The following is a 21319-nucleotide window of genomic DNA, read 5'->3' as shown; positions in this document are numbered from 1 at the left end:
TAAGAGTTGAGAGTGAGGTTTACTTAGCATTCTTCATTCCATTCCTTAAATACTATTTATTAGCATAAATTGGGTTATTAGCATTAAATTGGGATTATCGGCTATCTAGATCTAGCAAAGCTATCATCTTCAATCTGCATTGTACCAGCATACTTTTTTAACTTGGTAAAAAGCAGAATACCGAATAATAAGTTGATGCTACCTGTGACCAAAAATAACTGTGGCAAAGACAAGTCCAAAACAGCTAAGATTAAGATGGCAAAAATAGCTGAGGCCACCATAAAAATGGCATTAAAAATATTATTGGCACCAATCACCCGTGCACGATGGCTAATAGGTGAATAAGCTTGCATCGAGGCATACAGTGGCACGATATAAATACCACCACTGAAACCTAATAAGAACAAATCTGCAAACACCCGCCAACTATCTTCAATAGCGGTCAGCTGTGCCACACCTAACAAAGTGTCGCTACTGATGTCAAATACTGATAATGAAAAATACAAGTCAATGGCAAAGATACTCAGACCTGCAATGCCAAAAGGTAGTAATTTAAAACTTACTTTGTTTTTTGTTAAGCTTTTACATAGCAACGAGCCAGTTGCCACGCCAATAGAAAATAAAGTTAGCAAAAAAATCACCACAGACTCATTGCCTTTTAGAATTTCTTTACTAAATTCTGGCGTTTGGGTAATAAAAGTGGCACCATAAAACCAAAACCAACTATTGCCGATGACAATAAAAAATAATAAGGGTAATGAATATAAGTATTTCACCGTATCTCGGCTGGTACTAAAGATATTCCAGTTGATTTTTAGTTCGGGTTGAACCGCAGGCATTTTTGGGATAAATTTGGTTGCCAGTAAGCCAAACAAGGCTATCAGCAGTGCCATAGCACTCACCCAATATAGATTGTTTTCAAGTTGGGTAAATAAGCCAGCGGCTATCATACCTATTAAAATAGATAACGAAGTGCCTGTTTGGAACAAGCCATTAGCACCGACCAGCTCATCTTGACGCATGGCTTGTGGTAAATAGGCGTACTTAATAGGACCAAAAAAGGTAGATTGAGCGCCAAGTAGAAATAACGCCAAAAACAATAACCAATATAGCTCGAAAATAAGCCCGATAGCGGCAAATATCATGATTATTACCTCCAATACCTTGATATACCAAGTAAGACGCGATTTTTCGTATTTGTCCGCGAGCTGTCCAGCCAAAGCAGAAAATAAGAAAAAAGGGAGGATAAACAACATGGCAGCTAAGTTGTTAAGTAAACTGATAGACCAGCCAAGCTTAGCGGCGGCGCTATAAGTTAACACCAATAGTAAGGCCTGTTTAAAGAAGTTGTCATTAAACGCTCCTAAAAACTGGGTAAAAAACATCGGTGTAAAACGGCGACTGCGAAAAAGGGTAAATTGTGATGCCATAAGGTGGCTTCCTATTGTTTATATCTATATTTTTATTGATGCTATTTGTTATTTACTATTTACTATTTATTGTTTATCCCCACTCCTAACTATTAGAATCCAATGTGGGCTAAAGCCACAGCCTATGGCCAGAGTAGAGAGTGAGGTTTATTTGATAGGGTTATACAGCATTTAATTAGGTTATATAGCTCCTAGCTTGTTTTATAATTATATAGCTCCTAGCTTGTTTTATAATGATGCTCATAAGTTAAAATAAAAGAGAATACAAGTGGCTATCATTGACAAATATAATCGATTAAGTTTGATAAAGAAAGTTTCACAAAGAAAGTTTGATAATTGATAGTTGGTAAATATAAAGACCACTGACAAAATAACTGCTGATAAAAAAGCCTAATAACGTTATCATAGCGACATTTTATGACAACTAATTATCACAACTAGGTTGTTTTTTAAATGAGCAAAATAAGAATAGCAATACAAGTACAAGTACGAATACGATAAGTGCTAACAGATTTTTAGTGAGCATGTTTTTAGCAAGATAAGTGACTAGATATGAGGTTGGGAATGAGTAGTCAACAACAGCCACCGCTGCTGGTTGTCACAAAGTTAGTGAGTCATAAGTACCTGAAGTCGTCAGGTGCGCCACTAGTCTGTGCCAAGATAAATTTCAAATCACCGTTTCGTTACTCACAGTTAGCCTATGGCTTATCGCTTTGCTTGTTGACACAGGTTTGCTTACCAGCACTGGCTAATGCCGCAACCAATACGGCAACCCATGCCTCATCTGAGTCTGCTCAAGAACAGTCAAAATCTCAAGCACAGCAAGCAATCGAACAAGCCAGTAGTGTTGCAACCAAAGAGCTACAAACATCGAGGCAAACAAACAAATCTGCCAATCAGTCCGCAACATCTGATGCTGCTTTAGAGCAAGCACTAATTGCATTAAGATTAAAACGGGCAGTTGAACAGGGTTTGATCGATGCCAGTGTTTTAGAGGCTTATCAACGCGAAACACTCAACTCAAGTAGTCGCTCAACTAGCGACCAGTCAAAGTCATCAGTCTCTAATGATGCAGTTGATGTTGCGATTAAGACGCAAAGCAGCAGTACTAATACTGATAGCAGATTGCCAGAGTCAACATTGCAGACGCCAAATCAGCAACAGTCTTCGGTGTTAGCAGATACACAGAATAATCAGTACCGTCACGCCACCAATACAGATGATACTTTCAATCCTAGCCTAGATGGTAATAGCAAAAACAGTAGTGATGCTATTTTTGAGCGCGTCTTTACAGACCGTCACTTAGATGCCAATCAAGTTGGTACTGACCCAGAACAAGCTGAGGTGTTGCATACAGCCGAGCAGCTAGACAGTCTGTTAGCTGAGATTGGCTCACAATTATCAGTAGATTTTGAGCAGCCAGTAGCACGGCTTGATGCACAGCAACCACCGATAGGTTTTGGCAGTCAATTAGATCCTGCAATAGTGAATCCGTCAAATCGTCAGACTTTAGGCATAGAGGATACTGACACAGAAGGCACAGTAAAAACAGATAGCGTTAATCAGACACAACAAGTTCAAGGTAATATCTCTAATGAGATGGCAAAAGAGGTACAGCAACAAAATGGCCATCAACAAGCTGAGATTAACCCAGAGGATTATTTGCCAGAATATCAGCCGGCGCATAAAGGTTCTAAAAATCAGCTGTCCGCTACCCAGCAGCAGTCAATGCTCGATGGGATCGATAGTGCTACTGATGATGAAGAAAATGTGCAGGTGCAGACAGATCAACAGGAGTCCGAAGCCAAGCCAGGCTTAGTAAAGCGTCTATATAACCGTTTTTTTAATGATGGTGTTAGCAGCTTACCAAGACTAAAAGCAAAAGTATATCTTAACGAGACAGGTGTTGCTTTAGGGCAAGAGCAGCTAGAGATAGCATTGAGTCGCTCTGACCCAAGGTTGGTTGCTGCTAATAAAGGCGTGCAACCGATTACCAATATCAAGGCAGCGATGGAGAATATTCCAGCAGGATCTATAACAGACTTTAGTGCAGCTGTGCCTAAGCTAAATCAGGAAGCATTAGACGCAGCGCAAGCCGTTGGTTATTATGATATTAGATTTAGCTTTAAAAAAATAGCCAATGATGAGATTGCGGTGGTCATCGATCACTTAGGCGATCCTGTAAAAGTTTCGAGTCGTATCGTAGATATTCGAGGTGAGGGAGAGTCGTTAAAAGAGTTTCAGACCATCGCCAATACAGCACCACCCAAAGTGGGAGATGTATTTAACCATGGCGTATATGAGACTGCGAAGCATGAGATTGAAGCTACCAAAGAGCAGTTTGGCTTTTTTGATGGAGAGTGGTTAAACCGTTCAGTGGATGTAATTTTGCCAGATAATACGGCAGATATTGATTTGATTTATGATACGGGTGAGCGCTATCGCTTTGATGAAGTCGTGTTTTTTACTATTGATAAAGAAACAGGTCAGCTCACCACAGATCCAGATAAGCTACCAGTAAAAGTAGAGTTGCTGCATCAGTTGCATGAGTTTAAAGCTGGCGATAAGTTTGCTGCACCTTTGGTAACTAAGTTTACCAATGACTTATCGATGACACAGTATTTTAACTCAGTTAACGTTGAGACCATTCGCCCAGGAGTATCTAAAGCGGTACTGGATTTTGAACAAACAGAAGCTGAAGGTGATGATGTCTTACAAAACGAACTGCAAGGGATAACAGATAATGCTGAAGCTAGTGATACGCAAGCAGATAGTGATGGCAAAGGCGATATCAGTCAAAATAATGGTAAGCTGCAAACAGACGGTCAGCAACCAAAAGCTGGGGCTAATGCTAAGGGTAGAGTAGAGGATCTTGATAAGCTGACAGCGGAGGCAGGTTCAGATAATGCAGGCAGTACAGAAAGTGGCTTTGATGACTTTGAAGAAGAGCTTGCTCCTCTTGTATATTCAGTCGATGAAGAAACTACTGAAAAGCTGGCGCAAATACGTGCAAAAGCCGAGCGCTTATCGCGTCTGCCTGATGATAGGGTGTTAGATGAAGTAGAAGCAGAGGCCAAGGGCTTGCTCGGAAAGATTGCAAATACTATAAGTAATACGGTGAAAAAGGTGCTGCCAGATGAAAAAGATCCATTAGCAGAGACTGCATTTTTACCAGATGATTTAAGTAAAACTGTGTTGGCAAACCGTAAAACCCCACAGCAAGTAGCAGAAACCAAATCAGTGCCTTTGTATGTATTCGTCAGTGCTGATAAGCCAAGAGATGTAGACTTTGGTATAGGTTATGGTACCGATACGGGAGTACGGGCAGTCACAAGATTGGAAAACAATCTAATTAATAGGGATGGTTATCAGGCAGGTATAGCAGTTGGTGCGTCGAAGATTAATCGTAGTATTAACCTGCATGGCAGTAGGCCCTGGAAGCATCCACTAAATGATACACTGACAGGTAATATCAGTTTTGAGCAAGAAGAGATTAATCAGGGTAAGGGTAATCTAGACTTAAAAACCAATACCATTCAAGCAGGTGTTGCGCGCAACATTCGGAAAGAAGATGGTTGGAACCAAACTTTTTCGCTTCGATATCGACTTGATGAGCTAGAAAGTGGCGTGGAAGGTCCTGCTCGTGAAAACCTGCCTGTACCGTTTGATCGTGAAGGTGCAAGATTTAAGCAAGAGGCCTTATTACTTGGCTATCAAATTGATAGAACTAAAGCCGATAATGTACTGAACCCAACCAAAGGATGGCACCAGTATTATTCACTGGAAGCTGGGTCAAAAAATGCACTGACAGATACTAATATTGCAATTGCTAGGGCAGGTGTCAGTGGCTTATATAGTTTTGGTGAAGATAAAAAGCATCAGGTATTGGCCAGCTTAGATGGGGGTTATATTTGGGCTGACGACTTTGAAGCAGTGCCTTATAAGTTACGTTTTTTTGCAGGTGGTGATCGCAGTATTCGAGGTTATGATTACAATAGTTTGTCAGCTTTAGAAAAGGGCTTCTTGGTCGGTGGTCAAGTGTTGGCTGTGGGTAGCGCAGAGTATAACTATGAGTTTAAGCCAGGGCTAAGGGGTGCTGTTTTTGCTGATGTTGGTAATGCTTATGATAAGGACTTTGAGGCAGAAACTAAGCTAGGTCTTGGATTTGGTGTGCGCTGGGCATCGCCTGTGGGGATGGTGCGTGTGGATGTCGGTGCTGGAGTATTAGAAGATAGTATTCCGATTCGCTTACACTTCTTTATTGGCTCTCCGTTACAGTAGCCACAGCCAGAAATTGCAGCGACACAAAGACAAAGAGAGCAGCAAAACGCAGCTAGGACTCCATCATATTGCTTAGCTGTCAGATTTGATTTACTATGAGCGGCATTTTTTAAAGCAGTTTTTCAGTACATTTATGAACATTAACCTTAACGCCATATTTAAGAGCCCCTAATATTAAAAAAAATTTTGATATAACTTATACCAAATCTAAAAATTAAGCTATCGAGAAAAACGAGTGCAAACGCTACATATAGTAGGTTTAGAGAGTTTGACAAAGATAGGTTGTTTTTTAGAAAAGGTATTAAATATAATAAGTAGCTTACGGATTTTATGACCACATCACAAATGCCACAGTCTGAACAGGAACCAAATAATACGCAGCCTAGATCACCTCAGGCTAAGCGTTCTTTTCTAGCATCTTGGTTGATCAAGTTGTTAGCGTTGTTATTGTTTTTGTTGGTTATACTGTGTGTTGCGGTGTACATTATGGCTGGCAGTGATAAAGGCACTAAGTTTTTAATTGAAAAGATTGTGTCGGAAACTGGTGTTAAGCTTGAATATGGTGAAGGTAATTTGCGTGATGGTTTACTGGTAAAAAGTATCAGTATGAATGCAGCAGAAGGGATTAATGTTCACTTTTTAGATACCTTTGTACAAGTTGGGTGGCGGGCTATCCTTGCGAAAGAGGTACATCTGCGCAATGCTCAGATCGAATCGATTGTAATTAATAATAACAATCCGCCATCAGATGACCCTTTTGATTATAAATCTATTGAGCTACCAGTTGACTTGCGCTTTGACCAGGCACGTATTAATAAGATTATCTATAATCAAAAAGATAAAGAACCAGTAACTGTCACTGATATTTATGCAGATGATTTGACATGGGTTGGCACCAAATTAGATATAGGTAAAGCCAGCTTAAACTATGGAGATATGGTGGATGTTACTGAATTAAAAGGTTCAATCAATCTAACAGACAGCTATCCTCTAGACTTATCAACAGTGGTAACTGTACATAATCTAGAGCAGGCCTATATAGACCCTATTGAAATTGAAGCCACAGGTAGCTTAAAACGAACCTATGGTAAGTTACGTAGTAAATACAATAACAGTAAGGTTAATGGTGAGTTTACTGTTCAAGGTATGGATGCAAATACTCCGCTTTCTGCTAAGTTGTTTTGGGATGAGGTTTCGATACCTTATGCCGAAGGGCTAGACATTCGATTGCAACAAGGTTTGGCAACGGTATCTGGTGTGTTGTCGGATCTGGAGTTACGTATTAACAGTCAACTATTGGCCAATAATATTCCCAGTGGTCTTTATCAAGGTCGTGCTAATATTGTTGATTTTGGTGCCTTGCACGTCCAACGATTAAAGGCGCATACCCCAGATGGTGATTTGTTAGCAAAAGGGATTTTAGACTGGCAAAATGACTTTAATATCAAGGCTATGCTTTATAGTAATGACTATCAAGTGGCGGCGTTATTGCCAGAAGAAGCGCAGCCAGCCGCTGATTTTGTGCCCAAATATCTTGATGGCAAACTGGCTTTTTTATTTGATTTAAAAAATAAAGATGGACTGATGCAGATTCAGGCCAATTTACAACAAAAAGATGGCGAAACACTGAAAGCCAAGGTTGTCCAAGGTGAAACCCCTAGAAATCCAAGATTCAGTGCGCCTTGGTATATTGATGCCAGTTGGCAAAATCTAAAGCGTCAAAATACCCCACAGGTAGGCAATATCAATAGCCCTTATGGGGTGGTAGATGTGCAACTGCGTGATAATAAACTGTGGGTAAAAGCAGATGCTCAAATTGCAGAGCTCAATGCTGCTCCAGCTGGCGACTATAAGTTGAGTCTAAACAAAATAGATGATCGTATTAATCTGTCAGTTATTGACTATAAAGGTGTTATGGGTGATTTATCGGGTAAGGGCAGTGTTCTGCTTGCCAGCAAATCCTCCCCCCTAAGTTGGGAGATAACTGCCAATACGCGAGAGCTCAAACCACAAGCGCTCAGTGAAAACATCCCAGTTAGTAAATTGGCAGGTCACCTTGAGGCCAGCGGTAAAATACTGGATATCACCCAACGCATAAAGGGTAAAACCGTTAGTGGTCAGCGCCATGTATTTACCTTAAAAGCAGCAGATTTGGATTCACAACTGACAGCACAAGTGGTGGTTCCAGATACCAAAGTAGCCGACTTACAATCAGGTCAGACCATAGAAACTCAGTCGCAACGCACAGAAGCGCGTTATGTCAAAGTTGTTGGGAGTGGTGATGGCTCAGTGGATTTATTTGATGGAGAGGTTCAGCACTTTGATGCTAGATTTAACGGTCAGGTAGCTTCGCAAGGCTTGCCTAACGGTGAGCTAAAAGTGGATGTTAACGGCGCTTTAAATAATATTAATATTAAGCATATTAGCCATAAAGGTGATGCTGGTAGCCTCTTGGCATCAGGTAATGTGAATTTAATAGATGGCATTAAATGGAATGTGCGTGCCAATACTCAAGAGTTTAATGTCGGATTTTTTGTACCACAAACTCAAGGTATTGTGACTGGTGATTTAACCAGCTCTGGACATTGGCGTGACAATCAAACTCAGTTGGGTGATTTACGTGCGTTTGATGTTAAGTTTGATGGTGCTATTGATACGCCACAACTACCTAAGGGCAAGTTGATGTTGGATGCTGGGGGCAATGCACAAAGCATTAACGTACGTAATTTTAGTCATATTGGTGAGGCAGGAAGCTTGGTCGCTAAAGGTAATGTTACTGTTAAAAATGGCGTATCTTGGGATATTAATGCGGTAATGGAGGAATTTAATCTGGGATACTTTGTTAGCGATGTACCCAGTAATATTACAGGCCGTGTTTCTAGTACAGGTGCTTGGAAGGACAGTGTTCAGCAGATCAATATCAGCCAAATGGCGCTACGTGGTCAGCTTGATGGTAAGCCATTAAGCACACAAGGTAGTTTAAAGACCACCTTGCATTTGCCAAAAAATATGGATCAATATTTAACACGCTTAAAAACAGAAGAGACTAGCAATCAAGTAGCTACTGTCAAAAGTATCGTAGATACCTTAAATATTAATAATCTATTATTGCGTTGGGGAGATAACGAGGTATTGGCCAATGGTAACATTGAAAACTTGCAAGCCAAGGTTAATATTCGTGATTTGACCCAAGTTGGATCTGAGTTTTCTGGCAATATTTTAGGTGGATTGACACTCGTACAGCCAAAAGGACAAGCGTTACCAACCATTTATGTCGATTTAGAAAGCAAGCAGTTGCGACTGCCTGGCGTGTACCTGGCCAATGGAAGTGTAAAAGGTAAGATTGTCGATCTTGCCAAGCGCCCGAGTGTTCTGGTAGTAATGGTTGAGGGTATGGAGGCTGCACAAAGTAAAATTGCTAATATCCAAGCTACATTTAATGGAACTGAACAATCGCATACATTAACGGTCAAAGCGGACACAGTAAGCGCAGGAACTGATGTCGCCTTGCAAGCGGTAGTAAAAGGTAGTTTGGATCGACAAGCACAGAGTTGGCAAGGTGTCATTGGTAACGGTAGGATTGCTACTAAACATATGACGTTAGCGCAAAGTCAGCCAGCGCAGTTGAACGCCTCTTTTGCTAATGATAAGCCCAAGCTACAATTGGCAGCTCATTGCTGGCAAGCGACTAATCAAGAAGGCAAGATTTGTCTGCGTGAAAATCTAGTAGCTGCTGCAGATCAAGGTCAGGTCAATCTAGCGATTCAGGATATTGACACCACCTTGTTTGCACCATTTTTACCCAAAGAGCTTAGCTGGAAATCTACATTAAACGGTAAGGCAGTTATGGCTTGGGGCAAGGGTGTGGATCCAACCATCAATGCTACTTTATACACAGATAATGGCCAGATTGGGATGCAGCAAGACAGCTACTTAGACCCTGTTAGCTTGCCCTACAAGCGCATCTCTTTAATCGTACGCTCGATTGCCAATGGGGTACAGATACGTACTGACATTAATAGTGGTCAGGGTGCACGTGGTTATGCAGATATTGTCGTAGATCCTTATAAAGAGCAAAAACCAATATCTGGTGCCTTGGTATTAAATGAATTTCACTTAGCGGTATTAAAGCCTTTCTTCCCTGGTATGCGTCAATTGGGCGGTAATATTACTATGGCTGGTGGGCTAGGTGGTACGCTATCTAAGCCAGTCTTTTATGGTGATGTGGATCTAAAAGACGCCACAGTGGCCATGTTAGACTTGCCAGTTAATTTGACCAGTATTAATGCCAAAGCAAGAATACGTGGTCAGCAAGCCAAGATTGAAGGTAGTTTCATGAGTGGTGAGGGCAAAGGGGATATCAGCGGTGAAGTGAATTGGCAACAAGAGCTGCAGGCGATGCTGCGCATCAAGGGTGAAGAGTTGGATGTAACTCAGCCACCATTATTATTTGCCAAAGTCAACCCTGACTTTCATATAATTGTCAAACCACAACAGCAGTATGTCAATATTGTTGGTGCCATCACCATACCAAGTGCTACCATCCGCCCACCTGAGGCCAATGCAGATGTAGTTACTAAGTCTGAGGATGTGGTAGTTTTAGATCGTGAACTAGTTGGTAATATTGACGAAGTTTTGGCCATCTCTAAGCCCTGGTCTATTAATGCTGAGATTGGGGTAGATCTTGGACGTGATATCAACTTCCGTGGCTTTGGTGCAGTCATTCCATTAGCAGGTGCGCTACATTTACAGCAACAAGGGCAAGGGACTATGACGGCTTTAGGGGTGATTCAGGTCAGTCGCCGCACTCGTATTGATGCCTTTGGACAAAGCCTTGAGCTTAATTATGGTCAGATACGCTTTAATGGTGACGTGACCAACCCAAGGCTTAGCATTGAAGCTGCCAGAGAAATAGAGGGCTATGATGTAGGGATTCGAGTTAAAGGCAATGTTGCTGAGCCAAATATTACAGTATTTAATGAAGCAGGATTGACTCAGCAGCAAGCGATGAATGCATTGGTAACAGGACGTATTTCAAATGCTGGGGCAACACAGATTAGTGAGGAAGGTTTTAAGTCGCAGGTTACTCATAACTTGGCAGCGGCAGGATTAAGTTTAGGTTTAAGTGGTGCCAATAGTTTAACTAATAGTATCGGTGATGCCTTTGGGCTTGAGCGTTTAACTATTGATGCTTCGGGTAGCAGTGATGATACCAATGTTAACGTCACAGGCTATATTACACCAGACTTGTATATTCGCTATGGGGTGGGGGTGTTTAGTGCACAAAATAGCTTGTCATTACGTTATCAGTTAACCCGTCGTATTTATATTCAAGCGACATCTTCTATCGAAAACGCAGTCGATGTGGTATATAGTTTCCGTTTCTAGTTGTACCTTGGTTAGAGGTTAATTAGGGCGGTGTCCTTTTTTAGCCTATCAATCTTTAGAGTAGCAACTAGAGTTGCCTAAGAGCTGAGGTTGAAAAGAGCTGCGGCGAAATAAGAGGTCTAAAAACTACAGAAGATAGAGAGAATAGAATACAAAAGAGGACAGCTTGTGGGCTGTCCTCTTTGGTTTAACATTTTTAACGATATGATGTCTTATTTGATTAGTACTTATGAGTTGGTCGTTACAGATGATTACACGTATTTAACAAACTATATGAGCTCAAACTTAAACTATATAAGAATAAGATAAGTTTCAGCATTACTATAACTTTATTAGCATTATGCTATTAAGTTAAGATTCATTTGGTTAAGATTAGACGATTGTTTCTAGTCAGGCGCAACCGGTACTCTTCACCTTCATGCTGAATTCTAACTTCTTTAGTTAAGGCAAAAAGATGCTCAGACTGTAACATGGGAAGCTGGTTATCACGTAAACGAAGTGCACGAGAAATGATGGTAGCCATAGTCGTATTCCTTATATAAGTTCGTGGTTGTTACAAAGACTCAGTACGCAACTTACTGAGTAATCCAGATAGGCTTCTCTCTCAAAAGTCTATTTGGTTTTTTTAATGATAATGATTATCATTTATTATGAAGCAATTTGCAAGTGTTTTTTGCATCAGATTGTTAAAATTAACAATAAAAATTTAAAATTACTTATTTTTCAGGGGTTTATACTTTTTTAAAAGGAGAGGCTATGCAACAAATAGAGGTTGCAATTGCGGTAATTCATTACGCACAACATTATTTATTAAGCTTTCGTGACGCACAGCAGCACCAAGGTAACCGCTATGAATTTGTTGGTGGGAAGCTAGATCCCAATGAGTCACCATTACAAGCACTTATTCGTGAGGTGCAAGAAGAAATCGGCTTAGATATCTCTCAAGGTAGTCAAATTAATCCTCTTGGTGTGCTGCGTCATACTTACTCAGATCTTACAGCCAAAAAGCAGGTTTGTTTGCATGTGTTTCGTGTACAGTTATCTAAGTTTCAATATTTGCAACAGTTGAAGTATACACAAGGGCAAGAGGGTCAAGCATTAACTTGGGTTGATTTACCCGATTTATTAGCGCAACATTACCAACTACCTGAGGCCAATAAATCAATTTTGGCTTGGTTGCAGTTGGGTGATTGTATTAGTATTACTTATGATTTGGATGCGTTTAATAGTCTGGTTTACTTTGATCTTGCAACCTTTAGCAGTAAAAATACTGCCAACACTGCTAAGAACTCTACAAGTCAAGTGAATCAATTGAGTCAGCATGCCCAACACTGGTTGAATTACTATACTCGCCACTTACCAGTCAATGGCTGGGTATATGTGCGCCTAAAACAAGTAGATATGCAAGAGCAGCAGCACATGCTATTACAACTAATACAAAGGCGTGCTGATGTACAGCTGATTGTTAATAGTCAGTTAGCAAAAGCATTGCAGCGCAGTGGTCAGATGCCAACGCAAATCAGAGCACAGCATTTGACCCAAGCGCAGCTTATGCAAGCACATCGTCAGATACAGGCGCAAGCCCATGTTGATTGTCATGAACAATCAAACTCGTCAATAGCTATTTTGCCTGATTTGCCGATTACGGTCAGCTGTCATGATGCTACCAGCATCGAACAATTAAATGATTTGGCTCGATATCGATTAAATCAGAGGCTCTCAGTAGTCATTGGTGCTTATATATCGCCAGTTCTTCCTACCAAGTCCCATCCTGAGCGTGATGCATTAGGCTGGCAAAAATTTGCACAAATGGCACAGCTAGCAGAAGTTCCAGTTATTGCATTAGGAGGAATGATGCCAGCAGATTTGTGCCAAGTTCGTTATCATCAAGGTGATAAAGTAGCTGGAATACGTCAATTTTTAGTTTAAGGTATTGCTACTAGCACTCATAAACCAGTGCTTATGCGACAGCTCAATCTATTTTAGTAACTAATTTATCAGTACTATCTTATACGCCAAACAACTAAAAAAGTGGTAAGTCTTTCTTTTTCAAAGGGGAAGTGGAGGAAGTTTCACCCTGCGTGTCAAACTATGCAGTTCAAGGTTTGGACTGGTGTAGGTTACAAAGTTTGCGATAAATATTAATACAGAAAATGGCTGTAACTTAGTTAAACAAAGTGCTTGCTGAGTAACGATAGATTTTACAAATTTTAGCGTATTAATACACTTTATCGATAGTAAGTATCAATTTGGTTGCCTACAATATATGAGGTATTAAGGATATGAGGTATTAAGCCACCTGTTCAACGTAAAAGTTGTAAGTGGGAAGTACCGATTAAGTGGGAAGTACCGATAATGAAGTACCAATAATACTAACAGCCAATCCTTTACTATCATTTATTCACTAAAAACGCAGACCACTATGCAAAAATATGATCATAATATTCCAGAGCGAGCATTTATGAATGCCTTGCTGAAACACACAGGCATTGCGTTATTGATTTTAATTCCATTGGCAGCCTACTCAGTGGCTTCTGCCCAGACGATACCTGTTGAGCAAATACAAATGCTGTCAGAGGTAGAGGTGAGCAACATTCCTTGACCATCTTATTATAATCTCATAACCTCAGGGTATATCCTATCGGATAAATAAAGCTATCATATAAATTAAATGGCAAATCAGGGTAATTCTTTATTTATATATATCTTTGTTTATATATAAATGATTTTATATATAAGTGATAAGGGTGAATCAGACTGGCTAAAACTGTCAATATGATTTAGAATCTATGCGCAAACCTTTACTATCTACACTGGATAATCCAAAACAGACGATGACAGCAACAATAAGCACTTAAAAGCATTAACAAGTACCGACACTCTTGATTTAATGCGATTACTGGGCATATCAATGCGTTTGTTAACGGGTTGATAACGTAGAGACTAGCGCAACTATTTTTTATTCATCCTTCACTTCATTGGACCAAAGGAAGACTATTGTGAGTAATGCTAATACGCGTCGTGAATTACACCAAAAATACTTGGCCGATTACCAGCAGCAAGAGAATAAAGCTTATGAGTTGGCCAATCAGCTTCATGAGCTATACACCAGGAAAGATGTTAAAGTAAATTTGTTTGGTGAAAGTCTTAATGGATTGGCAGCTGCTGATCTACTGACAAAAGTACAACAAACAGCAGATCACAACCAAAGCAATGCGCTTAATATCGATGATATCGTTACAATTGTTAAGCAAGTAGCTGACAATCAAGAGATTGCAACAGCGGTTGTTGATGCAGGTCAATTGGTAAAAAATAAGCTAAGTGTGGCAGATGCTTTTGCAAAAGCAGACAAGTCACAACCCGCTGCTAGTAAAGCGACCGATGTTGTATTATACGGATTTGGTCGTATCGGTCGTATTTTAACCCGTCTATTATTAGAAGAAGCGGCTACCGATAAAGGCTTACAATTAAAGGCTTTTGTGGTGCGTCCAGGTAAAGAAGGTGATTTGGCAAAACGTGCGTCATTACTTGAGCGTGACTCAGTACATGGTACTTTCTCAGGCTCAGTCGTGGTTGATGAAGAAAATCAAGGTATCTTAGTCAATGGACGCTTTATTCAAGTTATTTATGCCAATGATCCTAGCGAAATTGATTACACCAGCTATGGTATTGAAGATGCGATAGTCATTGATAACACAGGTATTTGGAAAGACGAAGACGGTCTTGGTAAGCACTTGAAAGCCAAAGGTGTTAAAAAAGTACTATTAACAGCACCATCAAAAGGTGATATTAAAAACGTTGTATATGGTGTGAACAACAACACCATTGGCGATGACATTATTGTTAGTGCTGCCAGCTGTACCACTAACGCCATCACACCTTCGTTAAAAGTAATCAACGATGAGTATGGCATTGTTAACGGTCATGTTGAAACCATTCATGCCTTCACCAACGACCAAAACTTAATCGATAACTATCATAAGTCAGATCGTCGTGGTCGTAGCGCTGTATTAAACATGGTTATCACCAGTACTGGTGCTGCAAAAGCAGTAGGTAAAGCGTTACCAGAATTAAATGGTAAGCTAACTGGTAATGCCATTCGTGTACCAACACCAAACGTTAGTATGGCTATCCTAAACTTAAACTTAGAGAAAGCACCAGAGAGCGCTGATGCGTTAAATGCCTTCTTCAAGAAAGTATCTGAAAGCGATGCTTGGCAGTCACAAATTGCTTACACTGACTCAACTGAAGCTGTTTCAACAGATTTTGTGGGTACTAAGCAAGTAGGTATTGTTGATGCGCAAGCGACTATCGTCACTGACAATCATGCCACCGTTTATATTTGGTATGACAACGAAGTGGGTTATAGCACTCAGGTATTGAGAGTGGCTGCACAAATGGCTGGTATTCACTACACCAACATCAGTGCCTAATCTAGAATAAGTGCCAATAGTGCTATAAATATCTAGCACAATTTGCAATGATGCCCGATAATCGTTATGGTTATCGGGTATTTTTATGACAGTTATTAAATAATATTGAAATAACGTCAATCTCAACAAGAATAGTTGGCAACATCAATAATTGGTTTATTGACAGTATCTGTATAGCTCATTTGTTACAAAATATCGACAAGGATGGCAGTCCCCCTTTTTCAAAGGGGGATTTAGGGGGATTTTATTGATGTTTACCGAAAATCCATCCCCAGCCCTTCCTTTGGGAAAGGAAGGGAGTTAAATCTCGCATAAACCACAGCCTGCATTTTAAGTTGAGAGTGGGGTTAAATAAGATATTTTTGATTTGTTGCACGAAACTAGAAGATAGCTACTTTTGTTGAGCCAAATTCAGGCAGCTGATGTAAATAAATAGTAGTAATTAGCGACTAAGAATGATGTAGAATACACAGTTATCAATTTGCTACTTATTTTTAGCAAATTATTTTATAAAATATGATCAATTTAAGAAAAGTTAGGGAGCAAGACCAATGCGATTTATTGATGAAGCAATTGTTACTGTCAAAGCAGGAGATGGCGGTAATGGCATTGTGAGCTTTCGTCGGGAAAAGTATGTTCCCCGAGGTGGCCCAGATGGTGGTGATGGTGGTAAAGGCGGTGATGTGATAGTCATTGCGGATGATAATACCAATACTTTAGTAGATTATCGTTATACACGCCGTTATGATGCAGGTCGTGGTCAAAATGGGCAAAGCAAAAACTGTTCAGGAAAAGGCGCAGATAATATTTATTTGCGTGTACCAATTGGCACCACCATTGTTAATAATGAAACAGGTGAAGTGATCGGTGATTTAACAGAAATTGGACAAGAGCTATTGGTGGCAAAAGGCGGTGACGGTGGCTTAGGGAATACTCACTTTAAAAGCTCGACCAACCAAGCGCCACGTAAAGCGACTTCTGGATTTGAAGGCGAGTTAAAAGAGTTAAAATTTGAACTAAAAGTTGTGGCCGATGTCGGCTTGATTGGTTTGCCAAATGCGGGTAAATCAACCTTTATTCGTCAAGTTTCTTCCGCCAAACCAAAAGTGGCTGATTATCCGTTTACCACCCTAGTACCAAACTTGGGTGTGGTAGATGTTGGTTTGCATCGCTCGTTTGTCATGGCTGATATTCCTGGATTAATTGAAGGCGCATCTGAAGGGGCAGGCTTAGGTATTCGATTTTTAAAACATGTCGCACGTACCCGCCGTTTATTGCATATTCTTGATATTAAGCCTATTGATGGTAGTGATCCAGTTGAAAATGGGCGCATTATTTTAAATGAGCTGGAGCGTTTTTCACCTGAGTTGGCCAATTTGCCACAGATTTTAATTCTCAATAAAATTGATCAAGTGCCAGATGAAGATGAATTAAATGAGCTATGCTTACATATCGTTGCTGAGCTAGGATGGACAGGTGCGGTGTTTAGAACCTCAACTTTGACTGGAGAAGGCGTTGATGCGGTCAAATATCATTTGATGAATGAAATTGAGCGTGAGCAGGAGCGTGAAGAAGAAGATCCAATTTTTGCTGAAGCGCAACGTGAAAGATTTGCTCGTTTAGAAGAAGAAGTGCGTCTAAATACTGAGGAGCAAAAAGAAGCATATCGTGCAGCTCGTCGTGCACAACGTGAAGCTGCATTAAAGATGGATATGGACGATGACGATGACGATGACGAGGGTGTCGAAGTTATCTATGCGCCTTAAGCGACTGACAATAACCTCAAAATAACTGGCAAGTTTAGTAACTGGTTAGCGATTTATTATTATCAAGTTGATGCGATTTTTTTGATTGTATTCATTTTGGGTTGAAAAGATTATGAGTGCGGATACGCAAAAAAAAACAGATTTAAATAAACCACAAAGCAGTATTGCTAAGCCAATAGCTGCCGATGACAATCGATTTGCCATAGAAAACAGATCTTTTGATATACAACGAATTATTGTCAAAATAGGCTCATCATTACTGACTAATAATGGCAAAGGTTTGGATCGTACTGCTATTTATGAGTGGGCCAGTCAAATTGCACAGCTACACAATGAAGGTAAAGAGGTTATATTGGTATCTTCAGGTGCGATTGCTGAAGGCGTAGTACGCATGGGACTTGATGAGCGTCCCAAAAAACTAGAAGCGCTACAAGCTTGTGCCGCTATTGGGCAAATGGGACTGATCGAAACATGGTCTTCAGCATTGATACAAAGTGGAGTACGAAGTGCTCAAATTTTGTTGACGCATGATGATTTGTCAAATCGCAACCGTTATTTGAACACCGCCAACACGCTACACAAGCTACTGCTGTGGCGAGTGTTACCTGTCATTAATGAAAATGATACTATTACTGTTGATGAAATAAAGTTTGGTGATAACGATACTTTAGGTGCGATGGCTGCAGCCATGGTCAATGCTGATCTGTATATTATTTTAACTGATCAAGAAGGTGTGTTTACTGACAATCCCCGTGATAATCCAGATGCAAAAATGATTCGTCAAGAGCGTGCGATGGCAGATTATTTATTTGATATAGCTGGTGAAGGCGGTAAGCTGGGCAGTGGTGGTATGCTGACCAAGATTCGTGCTGCTCGTTTGGCAGCCATGGGTGGTTGCCCGACTGTAATCGCAAATGGTAGCCTAGATAAGGTTATTACTCGTGTGGCCGCAGGCGAATCGGTAGGAACTCTACTTAGCACCAATCAGGCAGATAAAATTATTGCTAAAAAGCAATGGTTGGCCGCTCATTTGCGTATGGCAGGTACCTTATATATTGATGCAGGTGCTGAGCACGCCATTACGGTACAAGGAAAAAGCTTGCTACCTGTCGGTGTGGTCGATATCCAAGGTGACTTTGATGAAGGTGATGTGGTGGCTGTGGTCAGTCAAGATACCCAAGAACGCATTGCTGTGGGTCAAGTCAATTTTTCTTCTGAAGAAGCTCGGCGTGTGGCACGTAAACGCACCCATAGTTTTGATAAGATTTTAGGTGAATCTGAAGATAGGGTAGTCATGGTTCATCGAGATGATATGGCTATTTTGAATAAATAACTGTTTGTAAAAAATGAGCCTAAAAAGTAGTTATTCTAACAAATAAAAGTAATCAGCAATAACCAAGTTATATTAATTACAAGGATAACAAGAGATATTTATGTCAATGACTAATGTAAATACGACACATAACTTTGCACCATTAAAAAATGATCGTTTGTTAAAAGCCTTGCGCTTTGAAACGGTCGATGTCACGCCAGTATGGATGATGCGTCAAGCAGGTCGCTATTTGCCAGAGTATAAGGCAACACGTTCTGAAGCAGGAGACTTTATGAGCCTGTGTAAAGATACTGCCCGAGCGACAGAAGTGACCATGCAGCCGTTGAGACGATTTGATTTGGATGCGGCCATTTTGTTCAGTGATATTTTGACCATTCCAGATGCGATGGGGCTAGGCTTATATTTTGAAACTGGGGAAGGCCCAAAGTTTAAGCGCACTTTACGCACTGAAGCTGACTTTAAACAGCTCGAGCCGTTTATTGCCAATGATTCTTTGAGTTATGTGATGGATGCAGTGACTAGTATCCGTAAAGAGCTAAATGGTCTGGTGCCTTTATTTGGTTTTTCAGGCAGTGCGTGGACGCTGGCTACCTATATGATAGAAGGTGGTAGCTCAAAAGACTACCGTTTTACAAAAGGACTTTTATACAGTAAGCCTGAGTTTTTACATCAAGTATTGGCACATGTAAATGCCGCTATTATTGATTATTTGGATGCACAAATTGTTGCAGGTGCACAAATTATTCAGTTATTTGATAGCTGGGGTGGTGCGTTGGCGCATCGTCAGTTTGTAGAGTTCTCACATCAGTATAACAAGCAAGTGGTTGCTGAGCTTAAAAAGCGTCATCCAGATATTCCAGTGGTGGTATTTACCAAAGGTGGTGGCTTGTGGCTAGACGTACAAGCAGACAGTGATGCTGACTGTTTGGGGCTAGATTGGACGATGCCATTGGATAAAGCCAGAGTGATTATTGCCGAAGCTAATAAAGGCAGTAATAAGCGCACCGCTATTCAGGGTAACTTAGATCCAGCGACTTTATATGGCTCACCGGACTCTATCCGTCAAGCTGTGAAACTTATGTTAGATGATGCTTATGCGACGGGTGAAAAGACAGGTTATATTGCCAATTTAGGTCATGGTATTACGCAATGGGTAGATCCTGATAATGCCAAAGTTTTTGTTGATGCGGTACACAGCTATCAGTTGTAGCATCACCAGTTACCATGCTAGCCAGTTATCATGTTAGCCAGTTATCATGCTAAAATTTACCCACTAATTTTATCTACTAAAGATAGAATAATAATCAGATAGGATAAGATATGTTGCAAGTTGCCATAGTTGGTGGAACTGGATATACAGGCGTTGAGCTTATAAGGCTGTTATCTTCACACCCAAAAGTTTCGATTAAATGGTTAACCTCACGTGCTGAAGCGGGCAAGCCGGTCGCTTCTGTTTTTCCAAGTTTAAGAGGTGTTTCAGACTTGGTATACAGCGATCTAGGTGAGCAAACGGTTGATGCTTTAGCTGGGTGTGATGTGGTGTTTTTTGCCACACCACATGGCGTGGCGATGCAGCAAGCTCAAAATCTGGTCAATGCGGGAGTGAAAGTGATTGATTTAGCGGCAGATTTTCGCTTGCAATCGCTTGAGGCATTCGAGCAGTGGTATCAGCATAAACACGCTTGTCCTGAATTACTAAAGCAAGCCGCTTATGGGTTACCAGAAGTCAATCGTGAGGCGATTAAGTCTGCACAAGTGATTGGTAATCCTGGCTGTTATCCAACCACTGCGATTTTGGGCTTAAAGCCTATTATTGAAGCACAAAATGCACAAAATACGCAATTGATTGAGCCTTCTATTATTATTGATGCAAAGTCTGGCGTCTCAGGTGCTGGACGTCAGGCGAAGTTACACTTAAACTATGCCGAAACGACAGACAATTTCAATGCTTATGGGGTGACGGGACATCGTCACTTACCTGAGATTGAGCAAGGTGTACATCAATTACTAGCTAGCCAGTTTGTGCATAATATACGATTTGTACCACATTTGGTGCCTATGATTCGTGGGATGTTCACCACTATTCACCTTAGTCTAACTGATGCTGGCGCTGCGGTGGATTTGCAAGCATTATATGAAGCTGCTTATCAACATGAGCCGTTTGTTGATGTGTTACCACAAGGTGATTTCCCAGATACTCGCAGTGTGCGTGCTAGTAATATATTGCGTATAGCTGTTTATCAAGATGCAAATAAAAAACAGGCGACTGTCATGGTAGTGCAAGATAATTTGGTTAAAGGGGCTGCTGGACAGGCGGTACAGTGTATGAATGTGATGTTTGGTTTTGATGAGGCATTAGGGCTTAGTCATGTGCCTGTTGTGCCTTAACCCTGCCTTAACTTATGTTCCCTTTGAAAGTAAATGTTTTATGTATCCTAACCAGTCGCTTAGCTTATATACAAATGAGTTTTGTGCCTTTAGTTTAATCTATGCCTTAGGTAGTATGGCGTTAACAAAAAATATTATACCTTTTCTGAAAAATAATCTATCTTTGTCAAACTCGCTAAACCTACTACTTGTAGCGTTTACACTCTTTTTCCTCGATATCTTAATTTTCAGATTTGGTATTAAATGAATGCTTTAAATGCGTATCACGACTAAGCTTATGTTAGGTATTAGCCCTAGAGT

The 21319-nt window shown here is 40.6% G+C and carries 11 protein-coding genes; 9 read left to right on the top strand and 2 right to left on the bottom strand.

Features of this window, described 5'->3' with window-relative positions:
• Nucleotides 1–101: 101 nt before the first annotated feature.
• Nucleotides 102–1430 carry an MFS transporter gene (locus H140_RS0105330; protein WP_019672629.1) on the bottom strand — a complete coding sequence of 443 codons (1329 nt, stop codon included), beginning with the start codon at nt 1428–1430 and terminating at the stop codon, nt 102–104.
• Between the two features lie 564 nt (nt 1431–1994).
• On the opposite strand from H140_RS0105330, the gene H140_RS14000 reads away from it, so the two are divergent.
• A complete protein-coding gene (locus tag H140_RS14000; protein ID WP_019672628.1) occupies nt 1995–5711 on the top strand; it encodes an autotransporter assembly complex protein TamA in 3717 nt (1238 codons plus the stop codon).
• Nucleotides 5712–6041: 330 nt separating this feature from the next.
• Complete coding sequence (locus H140_RS0105320) at nt 6042–11099, top strand: translocation/assembly module TamB domain-containing protein (RefSeq protein WP_019672627.1); 5058 nt, start codon at nt 6042–6044, stop codon at nt 11097–11099.
• Between the two features lie 358 nt (nt 11100–11457).
• Here H140_RS0105320 and hemP read toward each other — a convergent pair whose 3' ends face one another.
• Nucleotides 11458–11622, bottom strand: a complete 165-nt coding sequence (hemP, locus tag H140_RS15445) for a hemin uptake protein HemP (protein ID WP_011960827.1) — start codon at nt 11620–11622, stop codon at nt 11458–11460.
• 233 nt (nt 11623–11855) lie between these two features.
• Between hemP and H140_RS0105310 the strand changes: the two genes are divergently transcribed.
• From H140_RS0105310 to argC, 7 genes are all read left to right on the top strand, one after another.
• Nucleotides 11856–13028: an NUDIX domain-containing protein gene (locus tag H140_RS0105310; RefSeq protein ID WP_019672626.1), complete on the top strand. Its 1173-nt coding sequence runs from the start codon at nt 11856–11858 to the stop codon at nt 13026–13028.
• A 493-nt stretch (nt 13029–13521) separates the two neighbouring features.
• Complete coding sequence (locus H140_RS16205; protein ID WP_019672625.1) at nt 13522–13701, top strand: hypothetical protein; 180 nt, start codon at nt 13522–13524, stop codon at nt 13699–13701.
• Between the two features lie 397 nt (nt 13702–14098).
• Nucleotides 14099–15532, top strand: coding sequence for a glyceraldehyde-3-phosphate dehydrogenase (locus H140_RS0105300; protein ID WP_019672624.1), 1434 nt, complete (start codon nt 14099–14101; stop codon nt 15530–15532).
• 551 nt (nt 15533–16083) lie between these two features.
• On the top strand, nt 16084–17298 hold the full coding sequence (gene obgE / locus H140_RS0105295) for a GTPase ObgE (RefSeq protein ID WP_019672623.1): 1215 nt from the start codon (nt 16084–16086) through the stop codon (nt 17296–17298).
• A gap of 112 nt (nt 17299–17410) precedes the next feature.
• Complete coding sequence (gene proB, locus H140_RS0105290) at nt 17411–18631, top strand: glutamate 5-kinase (RefSeq protein ID WP_019672622.1); 1221 nt, start codon at nt 17411–17413, stop codon at nt 18629–18631.
• A 100-nt stretch (nt 18632–18731) separates the two neighbouring features.
• Nucleotides 18732–19841 (top strand): uroporphyrinogen decarboxylase, encoded by a 1110-nt coding sequence (hemE, locus tag H140_RS0105285; RefSeq protein WP_019672621.1) that lies wholly within the window; start codon nt 18732–18734, stop codon nt 19839–19841.
• 110 nt (nt 19842–19951) lie between these two features.
• The gene (argC, locus tag H140_RS0105280) at nt 19952–21019 is read left to right on the top strand and encodes an N-acetyl-gamma-glutamyl-phosphate reductase (protein WP_019672620.1); all 1068 of its coding nucleotides are present in this window, start codon (nt 19952–19954) and stop codon (nt 21017–21019) included.
• Nucleotides 21020–21319 lie beyond the last annotated feature (300 nt).

The sequence above is a fragment of the Psychrobacter lutiphocae DSM 21542 genome, from assembly GCF_000382145.1.
GTDB classification, from domain to species: Bacteria; Pseudomonadota; Gammaproteobacteria; order Pseudomonadales; family Moraxellaceae; genus Psychrobacter; species Psychrobacter lutiphocae.
The sequence above is the reverse complement of the archived record's forward strand: the minus strand, read 5'-3'. Positions and strand labels throughout refer to the sequence as shown.

Coding starts and splice junctions, on each gene's coding strand:
- obgE (WP_019672623.1), top strand. CDS start 16,084: ATGCGATTTATTGATGAAGCAATTGTTACTGTCAAAGCAGGAGATGGC.
- H140_RS0105320 (WP_019672627.1), top strand. CDS start 6,042: ATGACCACATCACAAATGCCACAGTCTGAACAGGAACCAAATAATACG.
- H140_RS14000 (WP_019672628.1), top strand. CDS start 1,995: ATGAGTAGTCAACAACAGCCACCGCTGCTGGTTGTCACAAAGTTAGTG.
- H140_RS0105330 (WP_019672629.1), bottom strand. CDS start 1,430: ATGGCATCACAATTTACCCTTTTTCGCAGTCGCCGTTTTACACCGATG.
- H140_RS0105310 (WP_019672626.1), top strand. CDS start 11,856: ATGCAACAAATAGAGGTTGCAATTGCGGTAATTCATTACGCACAACAT.
- hemE (WP_019672621.1), top strand. CDS start 18,732: ATGTCAATGACTAATGTAAATACGACACATAACTTTGCACCATTAAAA.
- proB (WP_019672622.1), top strand. CDS start 17,411: ATGAGTGCGGATACGCAAAAAAAAACAGATTTAAATAAACCACAAAGC.
- H140_RS16205 (WP_019672625.1), top strand. CDS start 13,522: ATGCAAAAATATGATCATAATATTCCAGAGCGAGCATTTATGAATGCC.
- argC (WP_019672620.1), top strand. CDS start 19,952: ATGTTGCAAGTTGCCATAGTTGGTGGAACTGGATATACAGGCGTTGAG.
- hemP (WP_011960827.1), bottom strand. CDS start 11,622: ATGGCTACCATCATTTCTCGTGCACTTCGTTTACGTGATAACCAGCTT.